19 protein-coding genes and 1 tRNA gene are annotated in these 16,545 nt (G+C 65.4%); 13 read left to right on the top strand and 7 right to left on the bottom strand.

The genetic code is table 11. The features are described 5' to 3' along the window. Window positions 1-110 precede the first annotated feature (110 nt). Window positions 111-812 (top strand): hypothetical protein, encoded by a 702-nt coding sequence (locus BKX93_RS19490; protein ID WP_046157120.1) that lies wholly within the window; start codon window positions 111-113, stop codon window positions 810-812. 52 nt (window positions 813-864) lie between these two features. Here the strand turns inward: BKX93_RS19490 and BKX93_RS19495 are convergent, their stop codons facing one another. Next, window positions 865-1,221, bottom strand: a complete 357-nt coding sequence (locus BKX93_RS19495; RefSeq protein WP_046157119.1) for a hypothetical protein — start codon at window positions 1,219-1,221, stop codon at window positions 865-867. Window positions 1,222-1,352: 131 nt separating this feature from the next. Next, a complete protein-coding gene (locus BKX93_RS19500; RefSeq protein WP_046167444.1) occupies window positions 1,353-2,036 on the bottom strand; it encodes a DJ-1/PfpI family protein in 684 nt (227 codons plus the stop codon). Between the two features lie 83 nt (window positions 2,037-2,119). On the opposite strand from BKX93_RS19500, the gene BKX93_RS19505 reads away from it, so the two are divergent. After that, window positions 2,120-3,067, top strand: coding sequence for a GlxA family transcriptional regulator (locus BKX93_RS19505; RefSeq protein ID WP_070980967.1), 948 nt, complete (start codon window positions 2,120-2,122; stop codon window positions 3,065-3,067). Window position 3,068: 1 nt separating this feature from the next. Here the strand turns inward: BKX93_RS19505 and BKX93_RS19510 are convergent, their stop codons facing one another. Continuing rightward, entirely contained in the window at window positions 3,069-3,332 is a 264-nt protein-coding gene (locus BKX93_RS19510; protein ID WP_046168709.1) for a hypothetical protein, read from the bottom strand. Further along, complete coding sequence (locus BKX93_RS19515) at window positions 3,329-4,123, bottom strand: N-acetylmuramidase domain-containing protein (protein WP_046168708.1); 795 nt, start codon at window positions 4,121-4,123, stop codon at window positions 3,329-3,331. The genes BKX93_RS19510 and BKX93_RS19515 overlap by 4 nt, the downstream gene beginning before the upstream one ends. A 713-nt stretch (window positions 4,124-4,836) precedes the next feature. Between BKX93_RS19515 and BKX93_RS19520 the strand changes: the two genes are divergently transcribed. From BKX93_RS19520 to BKX93_RS19545, 6 genes are all read left to right on the top strand, one after another. After that, window positions 4,837-4,921 (top strand) — tRNA-Leu (locus BKX93_RS19520). A gap of 183 nt (window positions 4,922-5,104) precedes the next feature. Further along, window positions 5,105-5,569, top strand: a complete 465-nt coding sequence (locus BKX93_RS19525) for a ProQ/FINO family protein (RefSeq protein WP_046157114.1) — start codon at window positions 5,105-5,107, stop codon at window positions 5,567-5,569. Window positions 5,570-5,691: 122 nt separating this feature from the next. After that, on the top strand, window positions 5,692-7,587 hold the full coding sequence (gene htpG, locus BKX93_RS19530) for a molecular chaperone HtpG (protein ID WP_070980969.1): 1,896 nt from the start codon (window positions 5,692-5,694) through the stop codon (window positions 7,585-7,587). Between the two features lie 105 nt (window positions 7,588-7,692). Then, window positions 7,693-8,109 (top strand): VOC family protein, encoded by a 417-nt coding sequence (locus BKX93_RS19535; protein ID WP_046168706.1) that lies wholly within the window; start codon window positions 7,693-7,695, stop codon window positions 8,107-8,109. Window positions 8,110-8,171: 62 nt separating this feature from the next. Then, the gene (locus BKX93_RS19540) at window positions 8,172-8,765 is read left to right on the top strand and encodes a cysteine hydrolase family protein (RefSeq protein ID WP_046168705.1); all 594 of its coding nucleotides are present in this window, start codon (window positions 8,172-8,174) and stop codon (window positions 8,763-8,765) included. 59 nt (window positions 8,766-8,824) lie between these two features. After that, window positions 8,825-10,294, top strand: a complete 1,470-nt coding sequence (locus BKX93_RS19545) for a hypothetical protein (RefSeq protein ID WP_046168704.1) — start codon at window positions 8,825-8,827, stop codon at window positions 10,292-10,294. Window positions 10,295-10,296: 2 nt separating this feature from the next. Here BKX93_RS19545 and BKX93_RS19550 read toward each other — a convergent pair whose 3' ends face one another. Further along, the gene (locus BKX93_RS19550) at window positions 10,297-10,707 is read right to left on the bottom strand and encodes a hypothetical protein (protein WP_144408920.1); all 411 of its coding nucleotides are present in this window, start codon (window positions 10,705-10,707) and stop codon (window positions 10,297-10,299) included. A gap of 93 nt (window positions 10,708-10,800) precedes the next feature. Between BKX93_RS19550 and BKX93_RS19555 the strand changes: the two genes are divergently transcribed. The 5 genes from BKX93_RS19555 to BKX93_RS19575 all read left to right on the top strand — a co-directional run bounded on the left by BKX93_RS19555 (window position 10,801) and on the right by BKX93_RS19575 (window position 13,876). Further along, entirely contained in the window at window positions 10,801-11,649 is an 849-nt protein-coding gene (locus BKX93_RS19555; protein ID WP_046157108.1) for a segregation and condensation protein A, read from the top strand. Next, window positions 11,646-12,455 (top strand): carbon-nitrogen hydrolase family protein, encoded by an 810-nt coding sequence (locus tag BKX93_RS19560; protein WP_070980971.1) that lies wholly within the window; start codon window positions 11,646-11,648, stop codon window positions 12,453-12,455. The genes BKX93_RS19555 and BKX93_RS19560 overlap by 4 nt, the downstream gene beginning before the upstream one ends. Window positions 12,456-12,523: 68 nt before the next feature. After that, entirely contained in the window at window positions 12,524-12,991 is a 468-nt protein-coding gene (locus BKX93_RS19565; RefSeq protein WP_046168702.1) for an OsmC family protein, read from the top strand. A 15-nt stretch (window positions 12,992-13,006) separates the two neighbouring features. Continuing rightward, window positions 13,007-13,468 (top strand): thioredoxin family protein, encoded by a 462-nt coding sequence (locus BKX93_RS19570; RefSeq protein ID WP_070980973.1) that lies wholly within the window; start codon window positions 13,007-13,009, stop codon window positions 13,466-13,468. Window positions 13,469-13,471: 3 nt separating this feature from the next. Further along, complete coding sequence (locus tag BKX93_RS19575; RefSeq protein ID WP_070980974.1) at window positions 13,472-13,876, top strand: NUDIX hydrolase; 405 nt, start codon at window positions 13,472-13,474, stop codon at window positions 13,874-13,876. Window positions 13,877-13,892: 16 nt separating this feature from the next. Here BKX93_RS19575 and BKX93_RS19580 read toward each other — a convergent pair whose 3' ends face one another. Both BKX93_RS19580 and BKX93_RS19585 read right to left on the bottom strand, forming a co-directional pair. Continuing rightward, a complete protein-coding gene (locus tag BKX93_RS19580; protein WP_046168699.1) occupies window positions 13,893-14,717 on the bottom strand; it encodes an undecaprenyl-diphosphate phosphatase in 825 nt (274 codons plus the stop codon). A 149-nt stretch (window positions 14,718-14,866) separates the two neighbouring features. Then, window positions 14,867-16,495, bottom strand: coding sequence for a methyl-accepting chemotaxis protein (locus tag BKX93_RS19585; RefSeq protein ID WP_052717696.1), 1,629 nt, complete (start codon window positions 16,493-16,495; stop codon window positions 14,867-14,869). Between the last annotated feature and the right edge of the window lie 50 nt (window positions 16,496-16,545).

The following is a 16,545-nucleotide window of genomic DNA, read 5'->3' on the forward strand; positions in this document are numbered from 1 at the left end:
GGCCTGTTGCCCGGCATCCTGCGCCGAATGGGCTCATCGCGCCGAGGGGGAGTTCCGGTATCCGCCGCAGAGGCGGGTTCGCGGCAGTGCAACCTCAGGAGGAAAACGCCATGGCCTCGGTCAACCAGTTCGCTTACGTTCCCGGCACCAGCACCTACAAATTCGCCTATGGCGGATCCATTCCCAACATGCCCGTCGTCAATATGCCCGCCGATACCAATTGGCTGCGCTGGGCGATGCTGAACGACGGCGAGTATTACCGGATGTATTTCTTCAAGGGCAGCAGCGCCAACACGCTTTACCAGGCCGCGTTCAACCCGGCGAGCGGAGCGTACGAGTTCGGCTACAACTCGATCAAGGAGCTGCTGATCACCGGCGCGCCGGCCGATGCCGACGCCAGCAGCCTGGCGATGCTGTACGACAGCGGCACCAAGACCTATCGGCTGTATCTGCGCCGGCTGGGCGCGCCGACGGTGCTGTACCAGTTCGGCTTCAATCGGGAAACCAGCCGCTATGAATACGGCTACAACTCGATTCCCACGCTCAACGTGGCGAAGGCCCCGAACGATACCGACTGGCATCGCTGGTCCATGCTGTTCGACGGCAACGCTTACCGCCTGTACGCGTTCAAGGTGGGCAGCGTCGATACCTTCTATCAGTTCGCCTACAACCGGCAAACGAATCAATACGAGTACGGCTTCGATTCGATCCCGGTGCTGAATCTGGTGGACATACCGGCCAACAGCAACCTGACCAGCATGGCCATGCTGTTCGGGCAGGGCGACTACCGCCTCTACTTCCAGACGCTTTGACGCGCGGCAGGGCGTGGCGGGCGAGATTCCCGCCGCGCGCTTGGATGCTGGATCAGCTGCCGGTCACCACCAGCATCAGGCGGATTTGTTCCGGCGAATCCGCGGCCGGCAGTATCCGGTAACAGTCTCGCCCGCCGGCGCCCGCGCCGCCCTCCAGATGGCATTCCAGTACATTGCAGACGTAGCTCAGCACGGCTTGCCGCATGCTTAGCAGCTCCTCGGCCAGCGACAGCTCGACATAGGGCATGAATTGCTCGTCGGCCTGCGCCCGGGCGGGAAGGCCTGCCTTGCTCAGCAGACCGGCGATCCGGTCGGCCTGCTGGATGATGTGCTGCCGCGCGTAGAGCGCGTCCAGCTGGGCGCGGTATTGGTCCGCCGCGTGTCTGACCAGTTCGGCATACAGGCTCATCGTTCACCTCGCGTGGAGGAGCGCGGATCGCGCCGGGATGCCGGGAATCTGCGCCGGGATGGGGCTTCATGCTCTAGGTGTAGCCGCTGGCGAGGCGGCGTCGGTCAGCCTCTTGGACAGTTTTTCCTCTTTCACAGGCTCGAGGCGGCGCGTATCACCGCTTTTTCGCGCCGATCGCGGACTTGGTCGATCCGCCGCCGCGCAGCGGCCAGCACTTCCGGGCTGGCCAGTTCCGGCCGGCCGGAGGCGAACGGCGGCGCCGGCGCGTATTCCAGCGTCAGCTGCACCGTCTGCGCGAACTCGGGGCCGGCGATTTCCGCCATCAGGGTCAGCGCCATGTCTATGCCGGCGGTGACGCCGCCGCCGCTGAACAGTTTTCCATCCACCACCACCCGGTCCGGGCAGGGATGGGCGCCGAAGGCCGCCAGGCTGTCCAGCCAGGCCCAGTGGCAGGCGGCGCGGCGGCCTTTGAGCAGGCCGGCCGCGCCAAGCAGCAAGGAGCCGGTGCAGACCGAGCTGAGGTAATCGGCGCCGGCGGCGAGGCGGCGCAGCTGTTCCAGCAGCTCGGCATCCTCCATTGCTTCCATGGTGCCCAGTCCGCCGGGGACGCACAGCAGGTCGCAGCGTTCGATGTCGGCCAGCCGGGCGATGTCAGCGAAGACGACGCCGCCGTCGGCGCGGATGTCGCCGCCCCGGCTGGAGGCCAGCAGGCAACGGGCCCGTGGGAGCTTGCTCAGGAATTCCAGCGGACCGGTGAAGTCCAGTTGGGTGACGCCCGGATACAGCGCGAAAACGATGGTATAGGGGTGGTTCATGATGCCTCCCGGCGGTGATTGACCCCGCAATCATCGGCCGGCTATGCTGTGGCGCAAATGACTAAATTCCAACTTTTCATGCCATGACGCGAGACATCGCCATCCTGTTGTTCGACGGTTTTCAGCTATTGGACGCGGCGGGGCCGATCTCCGTTTTTGAATGCGCGCTCCGCTATCGGCCGGGCGCGTACCGGCTGACGCCGCTGACCGTGGCCGGCGGCGCGGCGCGCAGCTCCTCAGGCATCGCGCTGGACAGCCGGCCGCTGTCCGCGATGCCGGCGCCGGACACGGTGCTGGTGGCCGGCGGGGAGGGCGCGCCTTCCGCGCTGGGCTGCGGGGAGACGCTGGCCTACCTGCGGCGTTGCGCATCGGCTTCCCGGCGCGTGGTCAGCGTTTGCACCGGCGCTTTCCTGCTGGCGGAGGCCGGCTTGCTGGATGGCCGGCGCGCGACCACCCATTGGGCGCATAGCGGGGAATTCTCTCGCCGCTATCCGGCGGTGGCGCTGGATACTGACCGCATCTTCATCCGCCAGGGCAACATCTGGACCGCGGCCGGGGTCAGCGCCGGCATCGATGTGGCGCTGGCCTTGGTGGCGGAAGACATGGGCGAGGAGATCGCCCGGCGTTGCGCGCAGCGGCTGGTGGTGTATTACCGCCGCCCGGGCGGGCAGTCGCAGTTTTCGTCGCTGCTGGAGATGCAGCGGCCGGACGGACGCTTCGCGGCTTTGTTGGACCAGGTGCGGCGGAGCTTGGATGGGGCTTGGGACGTGGAGTCGTTGGCTGGATTTTGCTGCCTGAGTCCGCGCCATTTCTCGCGGCTGTTCCAGTCCGAGGTGGGCATGCCGCCGGCAAAGGCGGTGGAGCAACTGAGGGTGGAGGCCGCGCGCGCCGCGCTGGAAAGCGGCGAGCGTTCCATTCAGAAGGTGGCCCGGCTGTGCGGCTTCGGCGACGCGGAGCGCATGCGCCGCAGCTTCCTGCGGGTGCTGGGGCGGCAGCCGTCCAGCTTGCTGCGCTCGCCGGCAGACGAATGACTCAATGGCGAGATCGCAGCAGGCGTCGGGTTTCGTCCGCCAGTTCGCGCTGAGCCGACGCCAGCAGCTTCATGTCCAGATCCTGGATGGCCAGCTGCTGCGCCTGTTGCTGATTGATGGTCAGCAACTGTTGCTCGCGCAACTGCAATTGCGCGATTTGGGTTTGCAGCGCCGCGCTGCGGCCGAACTGCAGGTCGAGCAGCTGCAGCGGAAACAGCAAGGCGAGCGCGGCGGCGGCGAGCCGGAGCGGCGCGTACGGCGTCATGCCAGCCTCCTCGCCCTGTCATGGGCGGCGGCCAGGCGGGCGTCGTACAGGCTGTCCAGCCAGGCGGGGCCCTGCCGGATGCGCGCCGTCGCGCGCCAGCGGCGTTCGCGAAGGGTTTGCAGCAAGGCGGGGCGCGCGCCCAACAGCCGGACCAGGCCGTCCAGCTGGCGGGCCTCGTCCCTCTCCATTTCCGTCCGAAACGACCGGGCGTCGGCATAGCCCAGCTCCTGCCAGAGGAAGCCGGGCAATCGGTACAGTCCCCAGAGGCAGGACTCGACGGCGACCGTTTCCCCCGCCACGGCGGCCAGCCGCCGGAAACGCTCCCATTCCGCGGATGGGCTTTGATAGCCGCCGCGTATGGGCTTGCACAGCTCGGGATGGCGGCTGGCGAGGCGATTGGCGTCCAGGCCGGCCTTCAAGGCTTGGCGATAGGCGATATGGCGCTCCAGCAGGATGCGCGCGCTGCCGTCGGGCAGGAAGCCGCCGTCTTCCGCCTCGGTCTCGCAGAAAGCCTTCAGGCTGGGGGGCGGCAAGCGCAGGCGGTCGGCGGCATCGAGCAGATCCGCCTCGCGAAGCCGACGCGGATCGCGCAGGCCGCGCAGCGCCGCCTGCGTGGCGTCGCCGGCCACGCCGTTGACCACCAGGCCGGCGCGGCGTTGCAGCCGGGCCACCGCTTGTTCCGTGGCCGTTCCATACCATCCATCCACCTCCAGCCTGGAGCCCTGGCTGTTGAGACGGATTTGCAATTCCCGCACCTCCTGGCCGTGCGCGCCCTTGCCCAATGCTTGCATGTGGTTTCTCCGCAAATGGATGCGGGCCGGCATGGCCGGCGCGCTGCTGTGATTGGAGGCCAGTTTAGAAAGCGGCCGGCGCAGGCCGGCAGGGGAACCATGTCAGTGGCGGGGTGGGCGAGAGGGCGAGAGGGGCTCGCATTACGCGGGGGAGGGGCTTTGCCGGGAGCGGGCATTTGGCGGCGGCAGCTGTGCCGGAATCGGCCCGGGCGCTGATTCTGTATCGCCTAGGCTGAAATGAATAAGGAGGCGAGTAAATATATTGATAATGATTCAATGCGGAAGTGTGGTGAAATTCGTCAGTATTTGATAGGCATCACCAAGGCGTTTTTATCGGAGGGTTATTGATAACGCCCATATACCTAAGATATTGACCGGAAAAACAGCTATTTAGTCGTCATTTGCATAACATCCATTGTTAATCGAGATGATTTTATGCGCGGCGCATTGCCGCCGATGGGCATTTGCCTGCCGCAGCGTTGACAGCTCTGGCCATTGCCGTTAAAGTGCAGCGTCTCATTGGCAGGCAATGCTTTAAAATCAAATCGTTGCCGCTGATAAAACGCGCTGCTAAATCATATCAAGACGAAATAAGCTGAATAATCGGCCGATTCGCAAGCGGCGGGTGATCATCCTGCACTGCCTGGGATGCGATATTTAAAATGCATTGTCAGCCCGCGTTGCGCTGGGCTACAATTGCCCGCTTTGCTGCTGCCCCGGTGGTGAAATTGGTAGACACAAGGGACTTAAAATCCCTCGGCTTCGGCTGTGCCGGTTCGACCCCGGCCCGGGGCACCATCAGCAATCCGGCCGCGGAAACCGTTTTGTCCCTATGCGGGCAGATGGCGGCGTTCATCTTGCTGGATTAAAATTCACATCCTGGCGACGCCGTCGTCTAACTGGACAAGTGGCCGGTTGCACCACGCCTCTTGATTGGGCAGCATGCGCTGTCTTTGCATCAACGGATCTAGATTGAAGTTCATGAAGCCAAATACTGAAACGGCACTCGGTGCTGCTCTCAAGTCTGCAGTCCAAAGCTTGTCCAAGAAAAAGCAGACCGAGATGATCGCGGACCACATCTACGGCAAGTTTGACGTGTTTCGCCAGTTCCGGCCGTTGGCGCTCGGCATTCACGAGAGCCTGATCGCGGCGTTGTCGCAGTTCGATCCGGCCCTGATTTCCCGCGTGGTGGCCAACCATTGCCGCAAGCCGCGCTACCTGAAGTCGCTGGCACGCGGCGGCAAGCGTTTCGACCTGAACGGCAAGCCGCAAGGCGAGGTGAGCGCCGAGGAGAAGCGCGCCGCCGAGCTGCAGATGCAGCCGAAGAACGCCCCGGCCGCCGAAGCCGAGACGGCGCCGGTAGAGGCCGCCGCTCCGGCAGCGGTCGACGCGGTTCCCGCCGTGGCGGAAGCCGCGCCGCAGCAGGATGGCCAGACCGAGTCCTGATCGGTTTCCATTGACGAAGAAAGCCCTGTCGCTCGACAGGGCTTTTTGCATTCCGGCTACTTGAAATGCGGCTGAAAGCCGCCATCTGCCCGCTATCGCCAACCTCAATAACATTGACGACCATGAGTGCACAGAAAGAAACCCTGGGTTTTCAGACCGAAGTCAAACAGCTGCTGAAGCTGATGATCCACTCCTTGTATTCCAACAAGGAAATCTTCCTGCGTGAGCTGATCTCCAATGCGTCGGACGCGGCCGACAAGCTGCGCTTCGAGGGCCTGGCCAAGCCGGAGCTGTTCGAGAACGATCCCGAGCTGAAGATCCGCATCGCCTTTGACAAGGACGCCCGCACCGTCACCATCGCCGACAACGGCATCGGCATGAGCCGCGACGAAGTGGTGTCCCACATCGGCACCATCGCCAAGTCCGGCACCAAGTCCTTCTTCGAGCAGCTGTCCGGCGACGAGAAGAAGGACGCCCACTTGATCGGCCAGTTCGGCGTAGGCTTCTATTCCGCCTTCATCGTCGCCGACAAGGTGACGCTGACCACCCGCCGCGCAGGCGAGGCCGATGCGGTGCGCTGGGAGTCGCAGGGCGAGGGCGAGTACACGCTGGAGAGCGTGGAAAAGGCCGAGCGCGGCACCGTGATCGTCCTGCACCTGAAAGAGGGCGAGGACGAGCTGCTCAACGATTGGAAGCTGAAGGGCATCGTCCGCAAGTACTCCGACCACATCTCCATCCCGATCGAGATGAAAAAGGGCAGCGGCTACGGCGAGGACGGCGAAGTGGTGGTCAGCGACGAGCTGGAGGCGGTCAACTCCGCATCCGCGCTGTGGACCCGCTCCAAGAGCGACATCACCGAAGAGCAGTATCAGGAATTCTACAAGCACGTCGCCCACGACTTCACCGACCCGCTGGCCTGGAGCCACGCCCGCGTCGAGGGCCGCCAGGAGTACACCGAGCTGTTGTACATCCCGTCGCGCGCGCCGTTCGACCTGTACGACCGCGAGCGCAAGCAGGGCGTGAAGCTGTACGTGCGCCGCGTCTTCATCATGGAAGACACGGAAAAACTGATGCCGCACTACCTGCGCTTCGTGCGCGGCGTCATCGACAGCAACGACCTGCCGCTGAACGTGTCGCGCGAGATTCTGCAGGAGAGCAAGGACATTGACGCCATCCGCGCCGGCTGCGTGAAGAAGGTGCTGGGCCTGCTGGAAGACCTGTCGGCCAACCAGCCGGAGAAGTACGCCGCCTTCTGGAAGGAGTTCGGCCAGGTGCTGAAGGAGGGCGTGGGCGAGGACTTCGCCAACAAGGAACGCATCGCCAAGCTGCTGCGCTTCGTCTCCACTGCGTCGGAAGGCGCGGAGCCGACCGTATCGCTGGCCGATTACATCGGCCGGATGAAGGAAGGCCAGGACAAGATCTACTACATCACCGCCGACACGCTGGCCGCCGCCAAGAACAGTCCGCACCTGGAAGTATTCAAGAAGAAGGGCGTGGAAGTGCTGCTCTTGACCGACCGCGTCGACGAGTGGGTCACCGGCTCGCTGTTCGAATTCGACGGCAAGGCGCTGCAATCGGTCGCCAAGGGCGCGCTGGATCTGGGCGCGCTGGAGGACGAGGCCGACAAGGAAGCGCAGAAGCAGGTGGAGGAAGCGTCCAAGCCGGTGGTGGAAAAAGTGCTGAAGGCGCTGGGCGAGCAGGTGAAGGAAGTGCGCGCCACCGCCCGTCTGACCGAAAGCCCCGCCTGCCTGGTCGCGGGCGAGCATGACATGAGCGCCCACCTGGAGCGGATGCTGAAGGCCGCCGGCCAGAAGGTGGAAGGCAGCAAGCCGACGCTGGAGATCAATCCGGAGCATGTGCTGGTGAAGAAGCTGGCCGGCGAAGCCGACGAGGCTCGCGCCGCCGATCTGGCCCAGGTGCTGTACGACCAGGCGCTGCTGGCCGAAGGCGGCAAGCTGGAAGACCCGGCCTCCTTCGTCAAGCGCATCAACAAGCTGATGCTGGAGCTGTCGGCCTGAGCCTGTCCGCATAGATCCCGAAAATGAACCGCCCTTTCGCAGGGCGGTTTTTTTATTGCCATTGTCCTAATATGGGATTCCCCGCAATCGAACCAGGAGAAGGCGATGGGCGAGACGAGAGCGTTGCCGGGCGTGTATCCCTGCCTGTGCTACGACGACGCGGCGGCGGCGATGGTATGGCTGGAACGGGTGTTCGGCTTCCAACGCCGCTTCGCGGTGATCGAGGATGGCCGGGTGCATCACTCGGAACTGAGCCTCGGCAATGCGGTGATCATGGTGTCCAGCCCCAAGCCGGAGCAGCGGTGGATCGGCGCGGGCGGCCTGCCCGGCCTGGCTCAGGCCTTGTGCGTTTACGTGGAAGACCCGGCCGCGCATTACGAGAGGGCCAGGGCGCAGGGCGCCGAGATCGTGCAAGCGCTGAAAGGCGAGGACTACGGCGCCCTCGGCTATCTGGTGCGCGACCTGGAAGGCCAGCAATGGTATTTCAGCGACTATCTGCCCGGCGAATACTGGGATTCCTGAGCCGGTAGTGCGCAGTTTTCCGGCGCGTGGCATGATGCCATTTTCATTTGGAAGGCCATCTCATGCCCTCGCCGCTGCGATTCGCCACTGCCACGCCGCTGTTGCTGCTGATCGACATGCAGCAGGCGGTCGACCATTCCGGCTGGGGCCCGCGAAACAACCCCCAGGCGGAGCGAGTGTGCGCCGGCCTGCTGGCTGCGTGGCGCGAGCGCGGCTTGCCGTTGATCCATATTCGCCATGACTCTGTCGAGCCGGACTCCACTTACCGGCCGGGCCAGCCCGGCCATGCGTTCAAGCCGGAGGCCGCGCCGCGGCCCGGCGAGACGGTGATCGGCAAGCAGACCAACAGCGCTTTCATCGGCACCGGACTGGAGTCCTTGCTGCGGGAAAAAGGCTGGCTGGAGCTGGTGCTGGCGGGCGTCAGCACCAGCAACTCGGTGGAGGCGACCGCGCGGATGGCCGGCAATCTGGGTTTTTCCGTCTGGCTGGCGGAGGATGCCTGTTTCGCTTTCGACAAGACCGACTGGCGCGGCCGCCATCGCGGCGCCGATGAGGTGCACGCGATGAGCCTGGCCAATCTGGACGGCGAGTATTGCCGCGTCTGCGGCAGCGCCGACATCCTGGCCGCGATTGGCAATATTGCCGGCGCCGCGTGATCGCGGGCCGGCGGCGCGAAGGCTAAGATGCCGATCCCGGAAGCTTTGTCATTGTCATCATGTTGAGACTCACCGTATCCCACACCCTGCCGGCGGGCGGGCCGCAAGCCTTGGATCGGCAGGCGCTGCAACAAGCCTTGCAATGGCAGCCCGGCTTGCCGGCCGAGGCGCATGTCGACAGGCTGCGCCGCCCTCTAAGACGGCTGGATGAGCAGCCGCTGAGCCTGGCTGACAGGCTGCACGCGCTCAGGGCGTTGTTCGAGGCCTGCCTGCCGCTGATGTGGCGCGGCGCAGGGACGGAGAGCGACCGCGCCTTGCGCGGCTTATGGCGCGAGCTGCACGAAGCCTGCAAGCTGCTGGCCCAGGCCTGCGCCGCGCGCCGCGCCGGCCGCTTCAGCGACGGCGGCTTGCTGCGCCAGGCGCTGGGGCTGGCGCTGGGCAGCGCCTGGCAGCTGCAGCGCGGCCACGCGCTGGGATACGCGCCGTTGTTTCCCGGCTTCTGGCAGGACAGCCATCAGCTGTTCGCCGAAGCGCGCCGCCGCGGCTGGGAGGGCCGGGTCGCCATCGACGGCCAACCGTCGCTGGGCGCCGGCTACCGGCAGATGCTGCTGCTGGGCATCACTTCCAGCAACCGGCTGGATCCGGCGCGGCAATCGCTGCTTCTGGACTGGATCGCGGGCCATGGCCAGGCGCTGCGCCTGGAGGGGCCGCCGAAGAGCGGCGTTGAGGTGGAGGGCTGGCTGGTGTCGGCGGAAGCGGACAGCCCGGGCCGCTTCGCCGCCATCGCAGCGGCCGAGACGGCCGGCGGCTACTGGCGGGTGGACGCCGCCGACGTGGCCCGCCGCCTGCGGGCGGCCGCCCACGCGCGCGCCGACGAATTCTCCGCCGCGCAGTGGCAGTTGCTGGGACGTTTGGAACAAGAGTGGAGCCGGCCGCCGCAGCGCCGCCATCTGCGGCGCAATCAGCGCAACGGCCAGCGGGTGATTGTGGTGGGCGGCTTCGACGCTTGCTGGCGGCTGGCCGAAGAAGGACGCCTGCCGGACGATGTCGAGACCGGCGAGCTGCTATTGGGCAATCTCAGCCCGTCGGGCATGCGCCTGTATGGCGATTGTCCGCCGGGACTGCTGCAGGCCGGCGCGCTGGTGATGCTGAAGCGGCGCGGCTTCGAATGGCAGCTGGGTCTGGTGAGATGGATCAGCCTGCCCGGCGGCGACGCGCCGGCGGAGTGCGGGGTGGAATTCGTCGGCAAGCGGCCCCAGGCGGTGGCGGCTTGCGCCGTGACCAGCCACCCTGGCGCGCCGCTGGAGCCGGGCCTGCTGCTGCAGGCCGAGCGCCATTTCCGCCACCGCGGGGTGCTGGTGCTGCCGGGGCGGCAATACCAGGCGCTGCGGCCGTTTCAGTTGCGGGCGGACGGCGGCGAATGGCTGGTCCGGGCGCAACGCCTGCTGCAGCAGACCGGCAGTTGCCAATTGATGGAGATCCGGCTGGAGGACGCGGTGGACATGCCGCAGGCCGGCGAGCCGGCCTGAGGTCAGGACCAGGCCGCCAGGTGCCTGGGCGGATAACAGGCCTGCCGGCCGGCTTCGCCGGAGTGGCAATGGATGCTGAGCACGCGGCCGCTGGACAGGTCGCCCGCCACGCTGAAGGTGACGGGATGGGTTTTCCAGCCGCTGCGGGCGGTGCCGGACAGGCGGAAGCGGTATTGTCCCGAACCGCTGCCGTCTTCCTGGGCGACCAGCCGGGTGGTTTCCGGATAGCCCAGCTCTTTTTCTATGATGCGGCGGCTGACTTCCTCGATCTCGCGCTTGCGCCAGAAATGATCGGAACTGGCCGAGAGACGGCGCGGTTCGGATGCGTGGGAAGCGCCGTCGCCGTCCAGGCCGCAAGCGGAAAGCGGCAGGCAGAGCAGGCCGAGCAAAACAGGCAATGGATGTAGCGACACGCTGGCGTGACTCCCACTGTCGAAACCGGTTTGTGCGCCGCAGCGGGCAAAAGTTCAACCGGCGCGCGTCTGCTTGCTGGTATCCTTGTCGCCATGAGCGACGTACCCTTGAATGCCCCCGACTCCCCCGCGCCGGATTTCCAGCTGATCTCGCCCGAGCTGCCGCCCAGCGTGCCGATCGCGCATGTGTTCGGCCAGCCGGTGCTGGAGGTGCCGCAGGACCTGTTCATCCCGCCCGACGCGCTGCAGGTGATCCTGGAGAGCTTTGAAGGCCCGCTCGACCTGCTGCTCTACCTGATCCGCAAGCAGAACCTGGATGTGCTCAACATCCCGATGGCCGAAATCACCGCCCAGTACATGTCCTACATCGACGCGATGAAGCATGGCCGGCTAGAGCTGGCGGCCGAGTATCTGCTGATGGCGGCGCTGCTGATCGAGATCAAGTCGCGGCTGCTGCTGCCGCGGCCGCAGCTGGACGAGGACGGGGAGCCGGACGACCCGCGCGCCGAGCTGGTGCGCCGGCTGCTGGAGTACGAGCAGATGAAGCTGGCGGCGCTGGAGCTGGACAAGATTCCGCAGGCGGAGCGCGACTTCGCCTGGCTGGCGGTGCTGATCGAGCAATCGGCCGAGCAGCGGCTGCCGGACGTGGGCGCAGCCGACCTGCGCCAGGCCTGGATGGCCATTCTGTCCCGCGCCAAGCACCGCCGCCATCACAAGGTGGAGAAGGACGAGCTGTCGGTGCGCGAGCAGATGAGCTGGATCCTGCGCTACCTGGATGGCAAGGAGTATGTGCCGTTCGAAGAGCTGTTCGACGTCGACAAGGGCGTCGCCCACCTGGTGGTGAACTTCATCGCCGTGCTGGAGCTGGTGAAGGAAGGCATGGTCAAGGTCAGCCAGGATGCGCCGTACCAGCCCATCTACGTGCGGATCGCGCTGGCATGAGCGTGATCCGCCTGGCCCTGGCGCAGCAGCCCGCGCCGGACGATCCATCCGGCCGCCTGTCGCTGCTGAGGCAGTGGTGCGAGGCCGCGGCGGCGGATGGCGCGCACTTGCTGCTGCTGCCCGAGATGTGGTCCACCGGCTACGCGCCGGAGCGGATGAACGCCGCCCATGCCTGGGGCGACGATGAAGCGATATTGGCCGAAATATCCCAGTTGGCCGACGGATTGGGGCTGGCCATCGGCTTCACTTATCTCGCCCGCCGCGACGGCGCGCTGCGCAACCGGCTGCGCCTGTACGGCGCCGATGGCTCGGTGGCGCTGCAATACGACAAGGTCCACATCTGCGATTTCACCGACGGCACCGAGACCGCGCTGCAAGGCGGCGAAGGCTTTGTCTGCGCCGATGTCGAGTTGGGCGGCGAAACCGTGCGCATCGGCGCGATGATCTGTTTCGACCGCGAGTTTCCCGAGTCCGGCCGCAGTTTGATGCGGCAGGGCGCGGAACTGGCGTTGGTCCCGAATGCCTGCCCGATGCGCGAGGATGCCGAGCTGGGCGATGTCCGCCTGCAGCAGCTGCGAGGCCGGGCGCTGGAAAACCGTTTCGCCGTCGCGCTGTGCAATTACCCGGCGCCGCAATACGACGGCGCCAGCTGCCTGATCGACGCGCGAGGCCATCTGCTGGCGGTCGCCGGCGAGCAAGCCCAGTTGTTGTCGGCTGATCTGGACCTGACCGCGTTGCGCCGCTGGCGCGCAGAGCAGGACGAGGTGTGGGGCCCCGACGCGCAGCGGCCGTCCTGCTACCGCTGAGCATCGTCATGTCCTTGTCATCGCCGTGCTATCATCGGCCTTGACCAACCGGACAAGGAGCGGAGGCGATGGCGCAGCATCAGGCGGAAGTGATCTGGAGGCGCGGCGGGCAGGATTTCCTCGATCGCCGCTACAGCCGCAAACATGTGTTGAGGTTCGACGGCGGAGCCGAGGTGCCGGGCTCTTCGGCGCCGGAGGTGGTGTCGCCGCCCTACTCGGATCCGGCCGCGGTGGATCCCGAGGAGGCCTTCATCGCTTCCTTGTCAAGTTGCCACATGCTGTGGTTTCTGGACATCGCCGCGCGCGCCGGTTTCCGCGTCGACGAATACCATGACCTCGCCGTCGGCGAGATGGGCAAGAACGCGGCCGGCAAGGCCTGGGTGGCCCGGGTGACGCTGCAGCCCAGAACGTCTTTTTCCGGCGACAAGCTGCCGACGCAGGAGGATCTGGAGCGCCTGCACCATGCCGCTCATGCCGAGTGCTTCATCGCCCATTCCGTCAAAACCGAAGTATTGTGCCAACCCCGCCTGGCCTGATCCCGGAGCCTCTCCATGAAGAAACTGCTGATTGTGTTGTCGTTGCTGCTCTCAAGCGCCGCCGCGCTGGCGGGCGACCTGCCATACGACGAAAAGGCCGACGCCAGGGCGGCATTGAGCCGGACGCTGGAGGCCGCGCAGCAAGGCCGTCAGCCGGTATTGCTGATTCTGGGTGCCAACTGGTGCCCCGATTGCCGCGCGCTGGACGCTGCGCTGAACAGCGGCAAGAACGCCGAGCTGCTGGCGCGGGAGTTCAAGGTGGTGAAGGTGGACGTCGGCAATTTCGACCATAACCTCGATATCGACGCCGAGTATGGGCACCCGATCGCCAAGGGCATTCCCGCCGCGGTGGTGCTGTCGCCGGACAACAAGGTGATCTACGCGACGCGCGCCGGCGAGCTGGCCGATGCCCGCAGGATGAGCGAGACCGGCATCTATGAGTTCTTCGAGCGTGTGAGCCGCCAGGCAAAGCAATAGGCGATGGCGTTCGAAGATACTTTCCGTCTCAGCGCCCGCGCGGTGATGGTTGATGCCGAAGGGCGGGTGCTGCTGCTGAAGGCGACTTATGGCGATCTAGCCTGGGGCCTGCCGGGAGGCGCGCTGGAACCAGGCGAAACCATCCATGAATGCGTGGTCCGCGAATGCCAGGAGGAGCTGGGATGGGAGGTAGAGCCGTGTTACCTGAGCGGCGTCTATTATCACCGCGCCTACAACTCGCAAGCTTTCGTGTTCCGCTGCGAACCGCGGACGGGCGCGGAGCCCAGGCTGAGTGCCGAGCATTCAGCCTGGCGTTATTTCGCCTTGCACGAATTGGGCGAGGTGCAGCGCCGGCGCGTCGTGGATTGCCTGGACTATGCCGGCGCGGCGGTCAGCGGCCGTTTCTGAGAGGACTTGCAGACGCTCAGGCGCTCCACTCGACCAGGCCGCTCCACCAGGTGCCCAGCACGATCAGGCCGAAGGCGATCCGATACCAGGCGAATACCGCAAAGCTGTGCGTCGAGATGAAGCGCAGCAGCGCGCGGATGGCGAGGAAGGCGAATACGAAGGACGCTGCGAAGCCGACGGCGAATACGCCGATGTCGTCGGCGCTCAGCGCGTCGCGGTGCTTGATGAGGCTGTACAGCGAGGCGGCGCCCAGGGTCGGGATGCCGAGGAAGAACGAGAACTCGGTGGCCGCCTTGCGCGACAGGCCCAGGAACAGGCCGCCGATGATGGTGGCGCCGGAGCGGCTGGTGCCGGGGATCAGCGCCAGGCACTGGCACAGGCCCACTTTCAACGCATCCTTGAGGCTCAGGTCGTCCACGGTAGCCACTGTCACCTTGTGTTCGCGCTTTTCCGCCCACAGGATGATCAAGCCGCCGACGATGAAGGCGATGGCCACGCAAACCGGGTTGAACAACACCGCCTTGATCTGCTTGGAAAACAGCAGGCCGGCGATGGCGGCCGGAATGAAAGCGATGACGATGCCGAGCAGCAGGTTGCGCTCATTGCCCGGACGGACGGCGCCGGCCATTGTTGAGCCTATCTTGCGCCGGTATTCCCACACCACGGCCAGCATCGCGCCCAGCTGGATGAAGATCTCGTAGACGTCGCGTTTTTCCTTGTCGAGAAAGCCCAGCAGGTCGCCGGTGAGGATCAGGTGGCCGGTGGACGAAATGGGCAGGAACTCGGTGATGCCCTCGACCAGGCCCATGATCAGGGAGTGGAACAGCAGGATCGGATCCATTGAACGCTCGGTTTGATGAGTGGAGGAAATGGACGCGATTATAAGCGAAGAGCATGAATATTGTTGGCAGCTTGTTGCGCGCCACGGCGGCGCGCGCAAGCAAACGGCTGCGCCGGAAGAAGACGCAGCCGGGAAGATGGGCTTGCCCGCTACAGGCGGAAACGGGTGGCCACGCTTTGCAGATTGGCGGACAGCGTGCTCAGCTGGCTGGAGGTGGTGGCCAGTTCCTGCACGGTGGCGTTGTTCTCCTCCGCCATTCGCGACACTTTCTCCATGTCCTGCGCCAGGCTCAAGCTGGTGCTGCGCTGCTCGGTCAGCGCGCCGGTGATGCTGTGTATCGTGCGCATGATGGTGTCGGCGCTGCTTTCGATCTCCCGCATCGAGTTCGACGCCTGCTCGGCGGTGCCGGACACGCCTTCCACACAGTCCAGGCTCTGGCCCATGCTGCTCACCACCTGGCCGACGCCTTGCTGGATCGAGCCTATCATCGTGGTGATTTCCTGGGCCGAGGTAGTGGTGCGTTCGGCCAGCTTCCTCACCTCGTCGGCCACCACCGCGAAGCCGCGGCCGGTTTCGCCGGCGCGCGCGGCTTCGATCGCCGCGTTCAGCGCCAGCAGATTGGTCTGGTCGGCGACGTCGCGGATCACGGTGACGATATTGCCGATCTGCTGCACTTCCTTGGTCAGGCTGTTCATCTGCCGGGCGGTTTCGTCCACCGAGGTGGTGACGAAGCGTATCTTGCCCACCGACTCCAGCACCTCGTGGCCGCCGCGGTTGGCCAGCTGACCGGCCGCCTGGGCCTGTTCCGACGCCTCGCTGGAATTGTCGGCCACCTGGTTGATGCTGACCGTCAGTTGCTCGATCGAGGCGGCGGCCGAGGTAGTGGCCTCGGCCTGGGTCTGGGCGCCGTCGGCCACCTGCTGCGCCATGCCGGACAAAGCGCGGGCGGAGTCGGACACCTGGTGGGCGTTGTCCTGGATGCTCTGCACCATCTGGCGCAGCTCTTCGCGCATTTCCTGGATGTCGCGGGCGATCAGCATCGCCTCGTCGCGGGCCGGCGGTATCGGCTCGCTGAAGCCGGAGAGGTCGCCCAGCTTGATCTGGTGGACCAGATCGGCCGAATGGCGCAGCGGCGAGGTGATCAGGTTGGAGATGGTCAAGGCCACGGCCACCGCCAGCAGCAGCGAAACCAGCGCGGTGCCCAGCAGGATGGCGATCGCCTGCTGGCTGGACTCCATTGCCTCTTGCATCGATTTGTCCAGCCGGCCTTGCTGGCGGTCGCGCAATGACAGCAGCGCGGCGATGAAAGCGTTGTTGGTCGGCGCGAACTGGGTCTCCAGCATCTCGCGCGCGGCGTCTGCCTGGTGGCTGCGCATCAGCGCGTAGAGCGGGTCGAACAGCGGGCGCTGGCTATCCTGCGCCGCGCGTATCTTGGCATATAGCTGGCGTCCCTCCGGCGTGGACAGCATGGGTTCCATCTTGTCGAGATCGGCTCGGTTGGCGGCACGAAGGCTTTCCACGTTGCTGATCTGCCGCTCCACTTTCTGCGGGTCCCGGGCGAGCACGCCATCGCGCACGCCGCGGCTGATATAGAGCAGATTCAACGCGATGCGCTGCGACAGCATGATCTTGGGATAGCGGTCTTCCTTGATCTCGGTGATGTTGTTCTGGATGGTTTGCAGCTTGTTGTAGGCGACGAAAACCACGGCGCAGAGCAGGAGGATCAGTAGCGAAAATCCTCCCAGCAGCTTCTGTCGGACGGTGAATTGATGCAGCATGCGCGCCTCCCGGCAGGTATGTCGAACTTGCATATCAATTCGTTCTAGCT

The organism is Chromobacterium vaccinii (genome assembly GCF_001855275.1).
Lineage (GTDB): Bacteria > Pseudomonadota > Gammaproteobacteria > Burkholderiales > Chromobacteriaceae > Chromobacterium > Chromobacterium vaccinii.

Excerpts from the sequence above, each read along its gene's own strand:
- BKX93_RS19490 (WP_046157120.1), top strand. The coding sequence starts at position 111 with ATGGCCTCGGTCAACCAGTTCGCTTACGTTCCCGGCACCAGCACCTAC.
- BKX93_RS19495 (WP_046157119.1), bottom strand. The coding sequence starts at position 1,221 with ATGAGCCTGTATGCCGAACTGGTCAGACACGCGGCGGACCAATACCGC.
- BKX93_RS19500 (WP_046167444.1), bottom strand. The coding sequence starts at position 2,036 with ATGAACCACCCCTATACCATCGTTTTCGCGCTGTATCCGGGCGTCACC.
- BKX93_RS19505 (WP_070980967.1), top strand. The coding sequence starts at position 2,120 with ATGACGCGAGACATCGCCATCCTGTTGTTCGACGGTTTTCAGCTATTG.
- BKX93_RS19510 (WP_046168709.1), bottom strand. The coding sequence starts at position 3,332 with ATGACGCCGTACGCGCCGCTCCGGCTCGCCGCCGCCGCGCTCGCCTTG.
- BKX93_RS19515 (WP_046168708.1), bottom strand. The coding sequence starts at position 4,123 with ATGCAAGCATTGGGCAAGGGCGCGCACGGCCAGGAGGTGCGGGAATTG.
- BKX93_RS19525 (WP_046157114.1), top strand. The coding sequence starts at position 5,105 with ATGAAGCCAAATACTGAAACGGCACTCGGTGCTGCTCTCAAGTCTGCA.
- htpG (WP_070980969.1), top strand. The coding sequence starts at position 5,692 with ATGAGTGCACAGAAAGAAACCCTGGGTTTTCAGACCGAAGTCAAACAG.
- BKX93_RS19535 (WP_046168706.1), top strand. The coding sequence starts at position 7,693 with ATGGGCGAGACGAGAGCGTTGCCGGGCGTGTATCCCTGCCTGTGCTAC.
- BKX93_RS19540 (WP_046168705.1), top strand. The coding sequence starts at position 8,172 with ATGCCCTCGCCGCTGCGATTCGCCACTGCCACGCCGCTGTTGCTGCTG.
- BKX93_RS19545 (WP_046168704.1), top strand. The coding sequence starts at position 8,825 with ATGTTGAGACTCACCGTATCCCACACCCTGCCGGCGGGCGGGCCGCAA.
- BKX93_RS19555 (WP_046157108.1), top strand. The coding sequence starts at position 10,801 with ATGAGCGACGTACCCTTGAATGCCCCCGACTCCCCCGCGCCGGATTTC.
- BKX93_RS19560 (WP_070980971.1), top strand. The coding sequence starts at position 11,646 with ATGAGCGTGATCCGCCTGGCCCTGGCGCAGCAGCCCGCGCCGGACGAT.
- BKX93_RS19565 (WP_046168702.1), top strand. The coding sequence starts at position 12,524 with ATGGCGCAGCATCAGGCGGAAGTGATCTGGAGGCGCGGCGGGCAGGAT.
- BKX93_RS19570 (WP_070980973.1), top strand. The coding sequence starts at position 13,007 with ATGAAGAAACTGCTGATTGTGTTGTCGTTGCTGCTCTCAAGCGCCGCC.
- BKX93_RS19575 (WP_070980974.1), top strand. The coding sequence starts at position 13,472 with ATGGCGTTCGAAGATACTTTCCGTCTCAGCGCCCGCGCGGTGATGGTT.
- BKX93_RS19580 (WP_046168699.1), bottom strand. The coding sequence starts at position 14,717 with ATGGATCCGATCCTGCTGTTCCACTCCCTGATCATGGGCCTGGTCGAG.
- BKX93_RS19585 (WP_052717696.1), bottom strand. The coding sequence starts at position 16,495 with ATGCTGCATCAATTCACCGTCCGACAGAAGCTGCTGGGAGGATTTTCG.